General features: G+C 56.3%; 17 protein-coding genes. 6 read left to right on the forward strand and 11 right to left on the reverse strand.

What is annotated here, in order from left to right; translation table 11 throughout:
• Positions 1-23 precede the first annotated feature (23 nt).
• From HUE57_RS00605 to HUE57_RS00620, 5 genes are read right to left on the reverse strand one after another with little or no spacing between them, the layout of a single operon-like run.
• Entirely contained in the window at positions 24-590 is a 567-nt protein-coding gene (locus tag HUE57_RS00605) for a TrmH family RNA methyltransferase (protein ID WP_236725773.1), read from the reverse strand.
• A complete protein-coding gene (locus HUE57_RS00610) occupies positions 587-1,372 on the reverse strand; it encodes a sulfite exporter TauE/SafE family protein (RefSeq protein ID WP_078484889.1) in 786 nt (261 codons plus the stop codon). The genes HUE57_RS00605 and HUE57_RS00610 overlap by 4 nt, the downstream gene beginning before the upstream one ends.
• Positions 1,373-1,420: 48 nt before the next feature.
• Positions 1,421-1,777, reverse strand: coding sequence for a thioredoxin family protein (locus HUE57_RS19830; RefSeq protein ID WP_320416305.1), 357 nt, complete (start codon positions 1,775-1,777; stop codon positions 1,421-1,423).
• A complete protein-coding gene (locus HUE57_RS00615; protein WP_320416252.1) occupies positions 1,684-2,442 on the reverse strand; it encodes a thioredoxin family protein in 759 nt (252 codons plus the stop codon). The genes HUE57_RS19830 and HUE57_RS00615 overlap by 94 nt, the downstream gene beginning before the upstream one ends.
• A gap of 18 nt (positions 2,443-2,460) precedes the next feature.
• Positions 2,461-3,825 (reverse strand): NAD-dependent succinate-semialdehyde dehydrogenase, encoded by a 1,365-nt coding sequence (locus HUE57_RS00620; RefSeq protein WP_174672520.1) that lies wholly within the window; start codon positions 3,823-3,825, stop codon positions 2,461-2,463.
• Positions 3,826-3,965: 140 nt separating this feature from the next.
• Here HUE57_RS00620 and HUE57_RS00625 point away from each other — a divergent pair, with 140 nt between their 5' ends.
• The 5 genes from HUE57_RS00625 (at position 3,966) to HUE57_RS00645 (ending at position 9,432) form a co-directional block, all read left to right on the forward strand.
• Positions 3,966-4,940: a complex I NDUFA9 subunit family protein gene (locus HUE57_RS00625; protein ID WP_078485018.1), complete on the forward strand. Its 975-nt coding sequence runs from the start codon at positions 3,966-3,968 to the stop codon at positions 4,938-4,940.
• A gap of 9 nt (positions 4,941-4,949) precedes the next feature.
• The gene (locus tag HUE57_RS00630; protein ID WP_078485019.1) at positions 4,950-6,173 is read left to right on the forward strand and encodes a multifunctional CCA addition/repair protein; all 1,224 of its coding nucleotides are present in this window, start codon (positions 4,950-4,952) and stop codon (positions 6,171-6,173) included.
• A gap of 35 nt (positions 6,174-6,208) precedes the next feature.
• Positions 6,209-6,844 carry a DUF2238 domain-containing protein gene (locus HUE57_RS00635; protein WP_078485020.1) on the forward strand — a complete coding sequence of 212 codons (636 nt, stop codon included), beginning with the start codon at positions 6,209-6,211 and terminating at the stop codon, positions 6,842-6,844.
• Positions 6,845-7,001: 157 nt separating this feature from the next.
• Positions 7,002-8,906 carry a DUF3592 domain-containing protein gene (locus HUE57_RS00640; protein WP_174672521.1) on the forward strand — a complete coding sequence of 635 codons (1,905 nt, stop codon included), beginning with the start codon at positions 7,002-7,004 and terminating at the stop codon, positions 8,904-8,906.
• A gap of 268 nt (positions 8,907-9,174) precedes the next feature.
• The gene (locus HUE57_RS00645; protein WP_174672522.1) at positions 9,175-9,432 is read left to right on the forward strand and encodes a hypothetical protein; all 258 of its coding nucleotides are present in this window, start codon (positions 9,175-9,177) and stop codon (positions 9,430-9,432) included.
• On the opposite strand, the gene HUE57_RS00650 is transcribed toward HUE57_RS00645, so the two are convergent.
• The 6 genes from HUE57_RS00650 to HUE57_RS00675 all read right to left on the reverse strand — a co-directional run bounded on the left by HUE57_RS00650 (position 9,390) and on the right by HUE57_RS00675 (position 13,843).
• Positions 9,390-10,301, reverse strand: coding sequence for an ATP-grasp fold amidoligase family protein (locus HUE57_RS00650; protein WP_236860653.1), 912 nt, complete (start codon positions 10,299-10,301; stop codon positions 9,390-9,392). The genes HUE57_RS00645 and HUE57_RS00650 overlap by 43 nt on opposite strands.
• A gap of 4 nt (positions 10,302-10,305) precedes the next feature.
• Positions 10,306-10,728, reverse strand: coding sequence for a VanZ family protein (locus HUE57_RS00655; protein ID WP_078484952.1), 423 nt, complete (start codon positions 10,726-10,728; stop codon positions 10,306-10,308).
• A gap of 15 nt (positions 10,729-10,743) precedes the next feature.
• Positions 10,744-11,025, reverse strand: coding sequence for a pyrimidine/purine nucleoside phosphorylase (ppnP, locus tag HUE57_RS00660; protein ID WP_078484953.1), 282 nt, complete (start codon positions 11,023-11,025; stop codon positions 10,744-10,746).
• Positions 11,026-11,048: 23 nt separating this feature from the next.
• On the reverse strand, positions 11,049-11,846 hold the full coding sequence (locus tag HUE57_RS00665) for an undecaprenyl-diphosphate phosphatase (protein ID WP_078484954.1): 798 nt from the start codon (positions 11,844-11,846) through the stop codon (positions 11,049-11,051).
• Between the two features lie 87 nt (positions 11,847-11,933).
• Positions 11,934-12,629: a hypothetical protein gene (locus HUE57_RS00670; protein ID WP_236725776.1), complete on the reverse strand. Its 696-nt coding sequence runs from the start codon at positions 12,627-12,629 to the stop codon at positions 11,934-11,936.
• Positions 12,629-13,843, reverse strand: coding sequence for a class I SAM-dependent methyltransferase (locus HUE57_RS00675; RefSeq protein WP_078484955.1), 1,215 nt, complete (start codon positions 13,841-13,843; stop codon positions 12,629-12,631). Before HUE57_RS00675 ends, HUE57_RS00670 begins: the two co-directional genes overlap by 1 nt.
• 43 nt (positions 13,844-13,886) lie before the next feature.
• Here HUE57_RS00675 and HUE57_RS00680 point away from each other — a divergent pair, with 43 nt between their 5' ends.
• Positions 13,887-14,642 (forward strand): pteridine reductase, encoded by a 756-nt coding sequence (locus tag HUE57_RS00680; protein ID WP_078484956.1) that lies wholly within the window; start codon positions 13,887-13,889, stop codon positions 14,640-14,642.
• The last annotated feature ends 66 nt before the right edge of the window (positions 14,643-14,708 follow it).

The raw sequence follows: 14,708 nt of genomic DNA on the forward strand, positions 1-14,708 counted from the left end.
CATCCGGGTTACCCTCTAGCCTGTTACCTATTACCTGCTGTCTTAGAGCCATGCTGCCGACAGTACTCGTACATCACTATCGAGGCAGCGACACTGACGTTAAGACTCTGCGTCTCACCGACCTGCGGGATGGTGAGGCATTCAATCCCGGCGTAGCTACTACGGTCAAAGCTGATCCCCATCTCCTCATGACCGAAGATGAAGGCGCTCTTCTCAGGCAATGCCACCTCACCCAGTGGCTGACACCCCTCTCCCAGATCGAGGGTAAAGAGCTGATAACCACGTTCATGGAGATTCTCGAAGCAGCTATCAAAGCTATCGTGAAATTTTGCCGGGACCTTCTTAAACGCCCCCTTGCCCGCAGCGGGGTCGAAGGGACCGATATCGATCATATGGATCTCATGGGCACCAAACGCCTCGGCGCTTCGAAAGATCTTCGGTACGCTGAATCCAGGTTTGAGATGGTCGAGTACCAGCGCCATCTGATGGATGCCCGGTTCAGCCAGACGGTTGCGATCACGCTGTTCTCGATAGCGCCGTAGCGCCTGATTGCGCATCTCTTTACGTAGCTTGCTGTCACTTCTTCTCACGAGAGCGCTCCAAACAACATGCGCAGACCCAGCCCGGTGAGAAACAGCGCAAAGACCCGTTTTAGCAGGACACCAGGCAGGGCATGGGCAATTCGCGCCCCCAGCGGCGCAAATAGCACGCTGGTCAGCACCACCCCCAACAGGGCCGGTAGGTAGATATAACCGAGACTGTACTCAGGCAATCCCACCTCACCCCAACCACGCCAGGCAAAACCGGCCGTACCGCCAACGGCAATCGGTAGACCGACAGCGGCAGCGGTTGCCACCGCCTGCTGCATCTTCACGTTGCACCAGACCAGAAAGGGGACGGTCATGGTGCCGCCACCGATGCCAACCACGGCTGAGACACTACCGATGAGACCACCTGCCGTGCTCATTGCACCACTACCAGGAATTCCACGATGAGCATCAGGGCGAAGGCCAAAACCCATCTGCGCTGCCACACTCAGCTCAAAGATGGCGAAGACCAGACGCAACGAATCACCCGCCATCAGATCGGCAATGACCGAACCGATCAGCGCACCGACCACAATCCCCGGCGTCAGCCGCCAGAACAGCTGCCAGAGCACCGCGCCGCGGCGATGGTGGGCATAGACCGATGAGATCGAGGTGAAGATGATGGTGGCCAGTGAAGTACCAATAGCCAGATGCATGGCGTGGGCGAAATTGTGATCGGCGAAGAGCAGCGCCAGCACCGGCACGATCACCAGCCCGCCGCCGACACCCAGCAGACCGGCCAGCAGACCCGCTGCCGCGCCCAGCAGTAACAGCGTGATCAACATTTGAGGCTCAGTGAATCGTTCTTATCAAACAACGATGAGCGTGTTGAACTATTTCCAAAGATCGACCTCAATCCCCTGCTCGTGCAGTTGATCCGCCCGCCCCTGCACGAAGCGCTGGAATTCCGGTTCACTGTTATAGGCACCACTGGAGACGTAAAGCATCGCCGACTCAACATGAAAGGCACGCAGATAGGCCTCAGTACGGAACGTCTCACTGCCAGTACTATCGAAAAAGAGCAGACTCGGGGTGAACTGCACATTCATCTGCTTGGCCCAGTTACGCGCCGTGGTGCGTTTGCCATCGGGCGTGATCAGCGGATCGTTCGACCAGATATCGACCAGCGCCACATCGAAATAGGCCATCGCCTGCTGCAACGGCTTGCGTTTGAGCGTATCTCCATGCAGCTCATCACAGGTCGCACACTGCTTCTGCTCAAAAAGACCAGCAGTGGTTTGTCACCCGCCTTGCGCTGCAGATCAAGCGTCGGCTGCAGATATCCCGGTTCGAGATGCAACTTACCGCTGGCCGGTTGTGGCGCAAGTCTGGCGTAGTAGTCGCGGAAGCTGCCGACCGACTCCTCTTTACCGGCCACATAATCGAGTGCAGCAAGCATCTTGTGCGGCGGGTAGAAGCCGTTGACCCGCAGCGCCACCTTACCCTGCTCGTCGAGGAACAGCAGGGTCGGGGTGAACTGCACCCGCAGCGATTTTGCAAACTGCTTCTCGGTGGTGACCTCTCCCTTGAGGCCGGTCACCTCCCGGTCACCCCAGAGGTTAATCGCAATCGCCTCAAAGCCGCTACGTGTCTTCTCGACGATCTCATGCTGGGCAAAGTTAACCCGCACCAGCCGCTCACAGTAGGGGCAGCCATCCTGATAGAAGTAGAGCATCACCCGCTTGCTCTCACTGCTCGCCTCTGCCACGTCTTCACGAATATCGAGAAACGACTGCTTGAACCAGGCCGGCCTATCGACATAGCCGGGATTGACCATCCCCTCACCGAGCTGCTCATCTGCGGCAAAGAGCGGTGCTGACATGACCAGAAATAGAACGACGAACAGTTTTTGCATTAAACGCATGGCTTAACCTCAGCGAATCCAGACCGTCTTGGCGCTCACAAATTCACGAATGCCATGGTGCGACAGCTCACGACCATAACCCGATGCCTTGATACCGCCAAAGGGGAGGCGTGGATCGCTCTTCACCATTCCATTAACGAAGGTACAACCACTCTCAACCTGTCGCGCCAACGCCTCACCCCGTTCACTATCCTCGGTCCAGATGCTACCGCCAAGACCAAAGCGTGAGTCGTTGGCGATACGCATTGCATCCGCCTCATCTCTGGCACGAATCACAATCGCTACCGGACCAAAAAACTCTTCACTGTATGCACGCATACCGGGTTCAACACGGTCGAGTATCGAGGCGGCATAGAAGGAACCGGGACGTACCAGCGGCCGACAGCCGGTTATGGCCTCTGCACCACTGGCGAGCGAATCGCTCACCTGCTTATGCAGCTCGCTACGTAGATCAGCTCGTGCCATCGGCCCCAGCGTGGTCTTCTCATCCAGCGGGTCTCCCGCCTCAAGCGCCTCGACCGCCTCTTTAAACTGGGTAACAAACTGATCGGCAACGACATCAACCACGATAAAGCGCTTGGCTGCGATGCAACTCTGCCCCGCGTTGAGAAAACGTGACGCGACCGCACCGGCCACGGCCAGATCGAGATCGGCATCTTCGAGCACCACAAAGGCATCGGAACCACCCAGTTCCAGCACCGACTTCTTCAACTCCTCGCCGGCCACGGCGGCCACCTTACGACCGGCAGGTTCGGAACCGGTCAGCGTCACAGCCGCCACGCGCGGATCACGAATCACACCCTCCACCTCGGAAGCGGGGATCATCAGGCTACGAAAGACACCGGCCGGGAAACCGGCATCGTGAAAGACCGACTCAATCGCCAACGCACACTGCGGCACGTTGGAGGCGTGTTTCAGCAATCCGGTGTTACCGGCAATCAGTGCCGGTGCGGCAAAACGGAACACCTGCCAGAAGGGGAAGTTCCACGGCATCACCGCCAGCACCGTGCCGATCGGTTGGTAGGCGACAAAGCTATTAGTCGCATCGGAGTCGATGCTCTCATCACGAAGAAATCCGGGACCGAACTCCTCGTAGTACTCACACACCAGCGCACACTTCTCAACCTCAGCCCGCGCCTCACCGATCAGCTTGCCCATCTCCTGACTGATCAGGGTCGCCAGCTCTTCACTGCGTGAACGCAGTACCGTGGCCGCAGCATGCATCAACCGGCAACGCTCCTGTATTGGAGTTGCCGACCAGACGAGCGTTACAGCCGCCGTCTCGGCCAGTGCCGCCTCCAATTGATCCGCATCAAACGCCTGAATAACCGTCAGCGTGGCATCGTCTGCAGGATTGATCGATTTAAAGGGCATCAATTACTCCCGTGTTATCTATAATTGTCTGGGAACCGCTTATTTATCTGGACAGCAGCAACCTTAAAGCGGTTCCATAGTATAGTTCACCACCCTATGAGTACACCGAGCACAACAGCGTAAAAAGGATTGTTGAAGCGATGAAACCAAGCACTATTTGCATTGTTGGCGGAACAGGGTTTGTCGGCAGCCACCTGGCAGCACGACTAGCCGCAAGCGGCTATCAACTACGCCTGCTCACTCGCCATCCACAACGTCATCGTGATCTCTCACTACTACCCGGTGTTTCACTGCATCAGGCCGATGTGTTTGATGATGCCGCACTAGCAGAACACTTTGAAGGGTGTGACGCGGTGATTAGCCTGGTTGGGATTCTGAATGAGAAGGGACGCGATGGCAGCGGTTTCCGTCGCGCCCATGTTGAACTGCCACGCAAGATCGTCGAGGTCTGTCGCAAGGTAGGCATCAAGCGCCTGATCCATATGAGTGCGCTCAATGCCGCCACCATCTCACCCAGCTTCTATCTGCGCACCAAGGGTGAGGGCGAAAAGGTGATTATCGCCGCTGGACGTAATGGCATGGCGGTAACCCGCATCTGCCCCTCGGTGATCTTCGGTCCCGACGACTCCTTCCTCAACCGCTTTACTGCACTGCTTCGTCTCTCGCCCATCGCCTTTCCACTCGCCTGCGCCGAGGCACGCTTTGCGCCGGTCTATGTTGGCGATGTAGTCGAGGCCTTTGCCGTCTGCCTCGACGACCCGACTACCATCGGTGAGCGTTATGAACTCTGTGGACCCGAAAGCTACACCCTCAAGGAGCTGGTCGAGTATGCCGCCGAGAGCGCCGGGCTGAAGCGCCTCATCATCGGCCTGCCCGATGCACTCTCAAAGTTGCAGGCATCGATCCTTGAGTGGCTGCCAGGCAAACCCTTCTCACGTGATAACTACAACTCACTGCAGATCGACAGTATCTGCAAACAGGATGGGCTGGCTGCGCTCGGCGTTTCACCGACCCGCCTCAAGTCGTTCCGCCCCGGTGCCAACTATCAGAAGTCTGATCGCGCACGCTATGACGACCATCGCCGCCGCGCCGGTCGCCACACGCTCTCGGAGTAGTCACAGACGATGCAGATCTATCTGGTTGGCGGTGCCGTGCGTGACAAAATCCTCGGCCTGAAGCCGAAGGAGCGTGACTGGGTGGTGGTTGGTTCCACACCCGATGAGATGCTTGAGCAGGGGTTCAAGCCGGTCGGCAAGGAGTTCCCCGTCTTCCTTCACCCCAAAACCGGCGAGGAGTACGCGCTGGCTCGCACTGAGCGTAAGACCGCACCCGGCTACCACGGCTTCGCCTTTCACGCCGATCCAGGCGTGACACTGGAGGAGGATCTGATTCGTCGCGACCTGACCGTCAACGCGATAGCAATGGATGATGCGGGTAACATTATCGATCCCTACAATGGCCGCGAGGATCTCGATAACGGCCTGCTACGCCACGTCTCCGACGCCTTCGCAGAGGACCCAGTACGCATCCTGCGCGCCGCCCGCTTCGCCGCCCGCTTTGCCAAGTTCGGCTTCCGAGTGGCGCACGACACCAATGCGTTAATGCGCCGCATGGTCGAGAACGGTGAGGTCGATGCGCTGGTGCCTGAACGCGTCTGGAAGGAGCTATCACGCGCACTTGCCGAGGAACGTCCACAAGCCTTCTTCAAGGTACTACGCGGCTGTGGTGCGCTGGCACGTCTCTTCCCCGAGATCGACGCCCTCTACGGCGTACCACAACCCGAACAACACCACGGTGAGATCGACACCGGCATCCACGTAATGATGGTGCTGGAACAGGCGGCCAAGCTTTCACCAGAGCCGGTAGTCCGATTCGCTGCCCTTACTCACGACCTCGGTAAGGGAACGACCCCTGAGGCGGAGTGGCCAAAACATATCGCCCACGAGCAACGCAGTGCCAAACTGGTCAAAGAGCTATGCGAACGCTTCCGTATTCCCAATGAGTTTCGAGATCTGGCGGTTCACGTCGCCCGCTACCACACCCACTGCCACAAGGTGCGCGAGCTAAAACCGAGCACGCTGTTAAAGACCCTCGAGTCGCTCGACGCACTGCGTCGCCCCGAACGCTTCGAGCAGTTTCTGCTCGCCTGCGAAGCCGACTCAAAGGGGCGCAAGGATATGGAGCAGACCCCCTACCCACAGGCCGACTACTTCCGATCAGCTCTGGCCGCCGCCAATGCCATCGTCGCCAAGTCGGTGATTGAAGACGGCTTCAGCGGTAAGGAGATTGGCGATGAGTTACATCGGCGACGCGTGACAGCCGTAGCCGGGATAAATACACAGATTTAGCTTACGACGTGCACAGCAAACACTGAGGTCTATCGATGTTCAGCAACACCTCACTCAATAGTCGGCAATCACTGACCTGGTTAACACTCTTCCTCTCCACACTGCTCTGGTCAGCCGTCGAACCACTCGATTATTTTATCTGGGGACTTGAGGTTGCACCTGCGCTGATCGCCCTGGTCCTGCTCGCATTCACGTTTAAACGTTTTCCACTGACCCCTCTCAGCTACTGGCTGATCCTCATTCACTGCATCATCCTGATGGTAGGGGGTCACTACACCTACGCAGAAGTACCGCTTTTCGATGCCATAGGAGAGCTCTACGACTCGGGACGAAACGACTACGACAAGCTTGGCCACTTCGCTCAGGGATTTATCCCCGCCATCATCGCCCGAGAGATTCTGCTGCGTCGATCACCACTCGAAAACGGCAAGTGGCTATTCTTTATTGTGGTTTCGATCTGCCTGGCGATCAGCGCTTTTTATGAACTGATCGAGTGGTGGGTGGCCGCTGCCACAGGCACTGCCGCTGATGCTTTTCTCGGCACTCAGGGTTATGTGTGGGATACACAGTCCGATATGGCAATGGCACTGATCGGCGCTATCATCGCAAACATAACTCTCAGCAAGCCACACGACCGGCAACTCTCCAGACTCGAGAGACCGCTAACGTAGCACGGATGAAACGGCGTGGAATTCGAGCAATGGCGATAGAGTGTGATTATGATCGTGACCCTATGCCAAACTGATAATCAAAGCTGCAGAACAGCTCTGTCCTGAAAGCGTGAATCGATTAAATCAAAATAATAATTAAGTAGTAAGGGAGATAATATTGATACCGATCCCACCATCGACACACTCACAACAGGGACGCTCTATCATCGGCTTTCTCTTTGGTCTTATATTCGCGGCTGCTGGCTTTGGTTTCATCACTTTCCTCGCTCTGCCCGATCTCACCGACTGGCAGCAGATGAAGTCGTGGCAGCCGGCCAAGATGGTCGTCACCTCAACCCGACTCGAGTCTCACAGTGGTGACAGCACCACCTACGAGGCACACGCCACCTATCGTTATCACTTTAACAATCAGCTCTTTCACGGCCAACGTGTCGGCATCAGCACAGAGGCGGACAACATCGGTAGTTGGCAGCAGCAGACCTATAAACGTCTTCGCGATGCTGAACAACGTGGCTATACCGTTAACGGCTGGGTGAATCCAGCTCAACCCAACGAATCGGTCATCGATCGTGAGATACGCTGGGGGTTGATGGCACTGAAGGGAATACTCGGTGGCATCTTCGCCCTGGTCGGTAGTGTTGTGGCCATCGCTTCACTCAGTCGCACAAAAACAAAAACCACACAGAGTTCAACTACACCTTGGATCGGCAACCCAAAGTGGCAGAGCAATCCCATTCGTTCCAGCGCCGTTTCTCAACTCAAGGGGATCTGGCTCTTCACCATTCTCTGGAACGCGATCTCGATGCCCGCCCCCTTTCTCGCCTTCGATGAGTTCATGGCGGGTGACTATGCTGTCGCCTTTGTTCTGCTCTTCCCTATTGTTGGCGCTGGTTTTCTCTACTTTGCGATCAAGAAATCACTGGAGTGGCATCGCTTCGGCCCTACCCCACTGACTCTGTCGCCAATGCCCGGGTCGTTAGGTGGCAAGGTGGCGGGGCATATTGATATAAATCTCCCCTACAGCGAATCGCGTGGCATTGAGATCACCCTCAAATGCATCCATACCTATACCAGTGGCAGCGGTAAAAACCGTACCACTCACAACGACACCCTCTGGGAATCAACACAGTCGGCCACCATCGCGCCCGGTATGAATGGCACTCGTCTGCAGTTCAACTTCATCACACCCGACAACCTTCCCGAATCGAGCAACAAAACATCGGGCAACCGCCACCGTTGGGAGCTGAGCGCCAAGGGCGAGATGCGTGGTCCTGATCTTGATCGAAGCTTCGATATCCCGGTTTACGACACCGGTGAGGCGAGTAGCGACAAGGTCAGAACCGCCGATCAGGCTGCTTTGCACATTGATGATGAATCGGCAGCAGTAGAGCTCGACAGCGACAAAGTGGTCATCACCCCGCAAGCCGACGGGACCAACCTCTTCTACCCGGTAATGCGTGATCTCGGCTTTGCCATTGGCATGATGATATTCGGTACTCTATTCGCTGCCCCCGTGTTATTGATCAACCACTTCACTGGTGGTGACGTGCCAATCACCTTTCTCATCATCTTTGTCTTCATCGGCGGCCTACTACTTCTCTCTGGTCTCTATATGGTAACCAACAGCCTTGAGGTACATGCAGGACGCACAGCCATCACCACCACTCGTCGCATACTCGGCTTTCCACTGCGCACGACTATAGCCACTGAAGAGATCGTTGATTTTGAGCAGAAGGTGGCGATGAGCAGCAGTAGCGGCAGTAAACGAAAGATCAGAATTAAGATTGAGGCGATCACCCGAGACGGAAAAAAACAGACCCTCGGCGACACCTTGCCCAATGCCAAAACGGCCAAACACCTGATTGAGATAATCGAACATGCAACGCACTTCAAAGGTGGAGATCTGCCAGCCAGTGACAGCTTCAAACATCGAAAACAACAGATCAGCGAGAGCAGTAAACGAAAATTCCGTTACGCAGCAAACATCATCGCTTTTATTATCTTTGTTTTTATCATGTGGGACTTCTTTGGCGACATTATTCCACCACTGCTTTCTCGCTAGAACTCACACTGTCCAGCCACATAGTTGAACAACCAAGAGCCAATTGAGATGACTAACAAGACCCAGACAGCCACACTGGACTTGCGGGTGCCCCGATGACCGGCAGAGTAATCAGTGAACTCATCACCGGCAAAACGCCCTCTATCGACATCGCACCTTTCGATCTCTATCGGTTTTAGACATAAAGCAATTCGGGAGTCGCTATTTTTCGGAAGCTTGTTTTGGGCATCCAAGCCCAAGCAAGCGGCAAATACTAACGCGACCGTTTATGCCTACGGCGCCCCGACCGTCCTGCGTTCGTTGCGTAATCACCTCTTCGCGGCTCTACACAACTCCCTCAGTGACTCTACGCCGACATAAAGCCGCTGCTGCATATTCTTCGTCGTCCGCTCGCGCTCTCAACTACGAATATGCAGACGGCGTCGACTATCGCGGACTAACCGCCCTCACTTCGCTCTCCATGGCGGTCAGCGAAAGAAGAGACTATTCCTTCTCCATCAGATTGGTAGGCGACCACTCGACCTGACAATAGGGATCGCTCCTATAGGGTTCAATATTGAAGGCGTCGCCATAGTAACGATCGAGCTCCTTTGGATCAGCCATTGAAAGTCCGTTATTCGGCGTAAAGGTTAATTCACTAAAGTAGATCTTTCCGGCCACGTTATAGAGATCGACACGCACAAAAGGAAAGCCAGCTGAAAGTTTCTCACTAATCGCCAACATCTCATTCAGGTTATCGGGCCGATCTATTCTTTGTGTTACACGATCAGCGTGGCTGTCATGCTTTTTAAACTCCTTCCATTCAGTATTGAACACCCTGAAGAGATCGCCGCCAGGTCGATCGATACTCACATGGATCGCCACCGGCTTACCGTCGAAGCAGTAAAATCTGAAATCAAGTAGATTACCGCTCGGATCACGCAGATATTTCTCGATAATTATCCGACCCGTAATATTCCTGTAATTTGCCTCACCACTTATGCGCGAGTAATAACTACTCCTCAACCAGCCACGCACCTTGTTCCCCGTTTCATGCCAATCGAGCAACCGTTTGTCTTCCACGCGAACATTCCAGCCGCAGCCGTGCGTCGCCTTCAACATAAAACGGCTTGGAAGCCCACCATAATCGATCTCTTCAAAATGACTGTAGAGGCCAAGTAGCGGTACGAGCACCTCCTCTCCAACCCTTTCAGCGACAAATTCACGTACGGTGTATTTATCAACGAAGTCTGCCAGCGAGGCCAGATCACAGTTGGCCTTCACCCAATGAAGTTTTTCAGTGAATGTTCGGGGATTATCGAGATTGAGCGGATAGCCGTGGGCCCGAAAGAAGCGCTCCCGTATGTATTGATCCAGACAGCAACGCTTGAGCAGGCTCTTCCTGAATCTGGACAACCGTCTACTGACAATCCCCATACGCCCCCTCCGCCTGATCCACCCCAGCCCCGTTCTGCTCCAAATGCAACAGAAGCTCCGTTCCACAACAGCGGATCAACAGATAGCCTAGCCCTACACCCACGCCATTGGCCACCATATCGAGATACTCGAACCGACGTAGACTCCCCATCCCCTGCAACAGCTCAAGCGAGGCACCCATAGCGATCAGTAAAAGTGCTAGTAGCAGTCGCCGCCGACCGCCTCGATAGAGCACCATGAACCAGCCCATCAATAGTGCATAGGCCGCAGCGTGCCCCAGCTTGTCACTGTAGCCGAGTGTTGGTATGGGATCGGGTAGTGGAGGCAGCAGCGAAAGCAGTACTAATGCCAACACCAGCAACCACCCGATTGCGAGCCAGACCCGGCGAAACTTCAGCTCGCGCACACCTACACCAGGCGGTTATTTATAGAGGCAGAGGTAGGCGCTCTCAACAGCGACCTTCACCCCGAAGCTCTGGTTAGCCTCTACGGTAAAGCTTGTGCCGGGACCGAAGCTCTGCCAGCTATCGCTACCAGGTAGCTTGATATCGAGCCCACCGCTAACCACGCTCATGATCTCCTGCTGCGAGGTGCCAAACTCATATTCTCCAGGCGCCATTACGCCGACGGTGGCGGGACCATCACCGGTCTCAAAGGCAATTGACTTCACCTTGCCATCAAAATACTCATTGGCCTTGAACATGGTTAACTCCCGTTATTTATTAGTCAGAAATAGAGCGCCAGTAGAACTGCGCCAAGCGCTAGCCGGTAGATCACAAACGGCACCATACCGATCCGTTCCAGCAGCTTGAGAAAGAGGTGAATACAGAGGTAGGCACTCACAGCCGACAGTACCGTGCCAAATAGCAGTGCCTGCCAGTCGACACCACTGCCCTGCTTGATCAGTTCAATACTATGCAGACCACCGGCGAGCACAATCACCGGGATCGAAAGCAGGAAGGAGAAGCGTGCCGCAGCGGCGCGCTCCAGTCCCAGCATCAGGCCAGCGGTCATGGTAATACCGGAACGCGAGGTACCCGGGATCAACGCGATAGCCTGCGCCGCACCGATAAAGAGCACATCACCCCAGCCGAGGGAATGCTCATCGCGCACCCGCTTGCCCTGTCGATCGGCCCACCAAAGTAGCAGACCAAAGCCGATGGTCGTCCAGGCGATGACCAGCGGTGAGCGTAGCGAGGTCTCGACAAGATCCTTCAGTAAAAGACCGGCTATACCGACAGGAATGGTGCCCAGCAGCACCGCCCATGCGAGTCGACTCTCACCCACCATACGACGCTCGACAATCGACACGCCCCAATCACGCGACATCTTCAGCAGCTCGCAACGGAAATACCAGACCACTGCTGAGAGCGTACCGACATGAACGGCGACATCGAAGGCGAGCCCCTGGTCACTCCAACCGCCCAGTTTGGGTAACAGAATCAGGTGGGCAGAGCTGGAGATCGGCAGGAACTCGGTCAGCCCCTGCAGGATCGCCAGTGCGATAATCTGGATCGTCTCCACTATCGGTGGTCTCGCTTAGAAAAGTGGTGCGAGGGTACGACGGCTGGTACGAATAGACAACTGCGGTCCACCTTCTCACCCATTGATTCAGATCGGCAGGAAGACCGCCCCTGCCACCCGCTGAATGACACCCTTGATGGTGCGATTGGTCTTGTCGGACATGATCTTGGCCATCAGGTCGTGGCTGGCGATCAGCTTGCCGAAGAGGCGTTCATAGCTGAGATTGATCACCCGCCCCTCGGTCGCATTGCTGAGCAGAAACAGCTCGCCGCGGACATTGCGAGAGTGACCAAGGCGCCAGGCGGCTATCTCGTAGTTACGCGCTGCATTGTAGAGACTCTGTGGCTCTATCGAATCGAACATATAGAACTCGGTCTTACCGCCATAGGCATCGATACTCATCGTTGCCAGACCAGCAATGAAGGCAAGCACCCGGTCGTGGCCATAATCCTCACGAAAAGCCTCTTCGATCAATGCGGTGCCACGCTTACCGCCAACATTCGGTACCGCCCACCCCTGCTCATTGGCGAAGAGACGTGCGACCGCCGCCTCCATGCTCTCGAATCCGCCCCGGCGCCACTCCTTCGGATTACGCTTGTAGAGCTTCACCATCAGGGTGCGCAGGTAGTCGAGCGAGCTGTTGAGATGGTACTCCGAGACCATATCGATATCGGACTTGGCGATCGACTTGAGATTAAAGCTACTGGTATCGCCCGGTTTGGTCTCGGTGGCGACGCAACCCGCGAGCAGCAGCACCATCAACAGTGCAACAAAACCTCGCATCAGAGCTCCAGCTGCCCACTGTAATCACGCAACGAGAAACCGCGCAGCGGTTGTTTATAATCGCGTGTCAGCGCCAGCGCCTTGAAACGCTCCCCCATCTCACCCGGCATGGTCAGCTTCTTGATCTGCTGGGTGGCGCTCATAAAGCGCTGCGTATCGTTAATATCAAACTCCGCCAGCAGCTCCTCCAGCCCGCATCCGATCAGCAGGTGCATCTGGTTGGTGTAACCACCCAGCTCAAAACCGGCATCCAGAGCTGCCTCGGTTGCTGCACTGAAGTCGACAAAGCTGGTGATGTCCTGCAGCCCCGGTAGATAGAGCGGCGCCTCATGGGCGCGATGGCGGTAGTGGCAGATCAATGTGCCGCTGCTGCGCTGTGGCAGATAGTACTCACGGCGTGGATAACCGTAGTCGATCAACAGTGCGACACCCGCCTTCAACACCTCAGAGAGTGCCGAGAACCAGGGGGAAAACTCGAGACAACACTCCGACTCATACCCGACCGGCAGCGGCTCCTCAAGTTGACTCTGCAGCCGCTCAACCGCCCCACGTAACGACACCTCGGCAGGCTCTGTTGTAAGAACCAGGCCACCCTCTGCCACCGTAACGCGTACCTGCTCAACCCCATGTTCCGCAATTCGAAAACGCTCTACCGGCATCGCATCGAGCAGCTCATTGCCGAGCACTACGCCCCGCAGCTCAACACCATCTAGTCCATCGAGCCACTCAACCCTCTCCAACAGATGCGGTGCCTTCGCCTGAATCGTCTCACGCTGCCGCTCGCGCAGCTCGCCACTTAACTCCTGGATCAGATAACGTTGCGGCAACTGCCCCAGCTGCTCCAGCTCGAGCAGGATATCGCTCGCCATCACCCCACTACCGGCACCGAACTCGAGAATATCGCCGCCACCTAGCGAGCCCAGCACCTCGGCACACTGCCTGGCCAGCGCACGGGAGAAGAGCGCTGAGATCTCCGGTGCGGTGGTAAAATCGCCCGCTTCGCCAAACTTGCGCGCCCCACCACTGTAATAACCGAGCCCCGGCGCATAGAGTGCCAACGCCATATAACGGGCAAAGCTGATGCTCTCCTCGCCGATCTCACTCGCGATCAGCTCCACCAGCGCATGGCTCTGTGCCAATGCCGCCGCCTCAGGCTGCGGTAGATCGGCCAGCGCTCGCTGCGCCTCGCGTGCTCTTGTTTCGATAGTTGCCATAATTAGGGTAGAGTTTCGATAAAGCAGACGAAGGTAAAGAAGTGTGAGCGATACGACAACCCTACACCCTAACCAGACCGCCCTGATTACCGGCGCGGCACACCGCATTGGTGCAACCACCGCACGCACCCTGCACGCTCACGGCATTGATCTGCTGCTCCACTATCGCCACTCAACAGAGGCGGCCGAGAAGCTGGCGAACGAGCTAAATGCGATGCGCGCCGACTCGGTTCGGCTACTACAGGCCGACCTGCACGAAACCGGTAAGCTGCCGGTACTGATTGAACAGGCGGTCTCTGCCTGGGGACGACTCGACATCCTGGTCAATAACGCCTCATCCTTCTATCCCACCCCAGTGGGGGAGGCCACCACCCACGAGTGGGATGACCTGATGGGCTCCAACCTCAAGGCTCCCTTCTTCCTCTCGCAGGCAGCCGCTCCTCACCTGCTTCAGCACCGCGGCGTGATTATCAATATCGTCGACATCCACGCCGAACAGCCGCTGAAGGGCCATCCGATCTACAGCATGGCCAAGGCGGGGCTGGTGATGATGACCCGCTCTTTGGCACGCGAGCTGGGTCCAGAAATCCGCGTCAACGGTGTCGCCCCCGGTGCCATCCTCTGGCCTGAGCAGGGCCTGGAGGAGAGCGACAAGAGCGATATCATCGACCGTACCGCGTTGAAGCGTCAGGGCCAGCCAACCGACATCGCCCGTGCGGTGCTATTTTTAATTCGTGAAGCAGACTATATGACCGGTCAGATCATGACCGTCGATGGTGGTCGCTCTCTCGGCTACTGACGAACGTCATACCGATTTCATCGACTGCTGATAAGCTCAATACCAACCGATAACAACAGGCTCACC

Origin of the sequence: Candidatus Reidiella endopervernicosa (genome assembly GCF_013343005.1) — a bacterium.
Lineage (GTDB): Bacteria > Pseudomonadota > Gammaproteobacteria.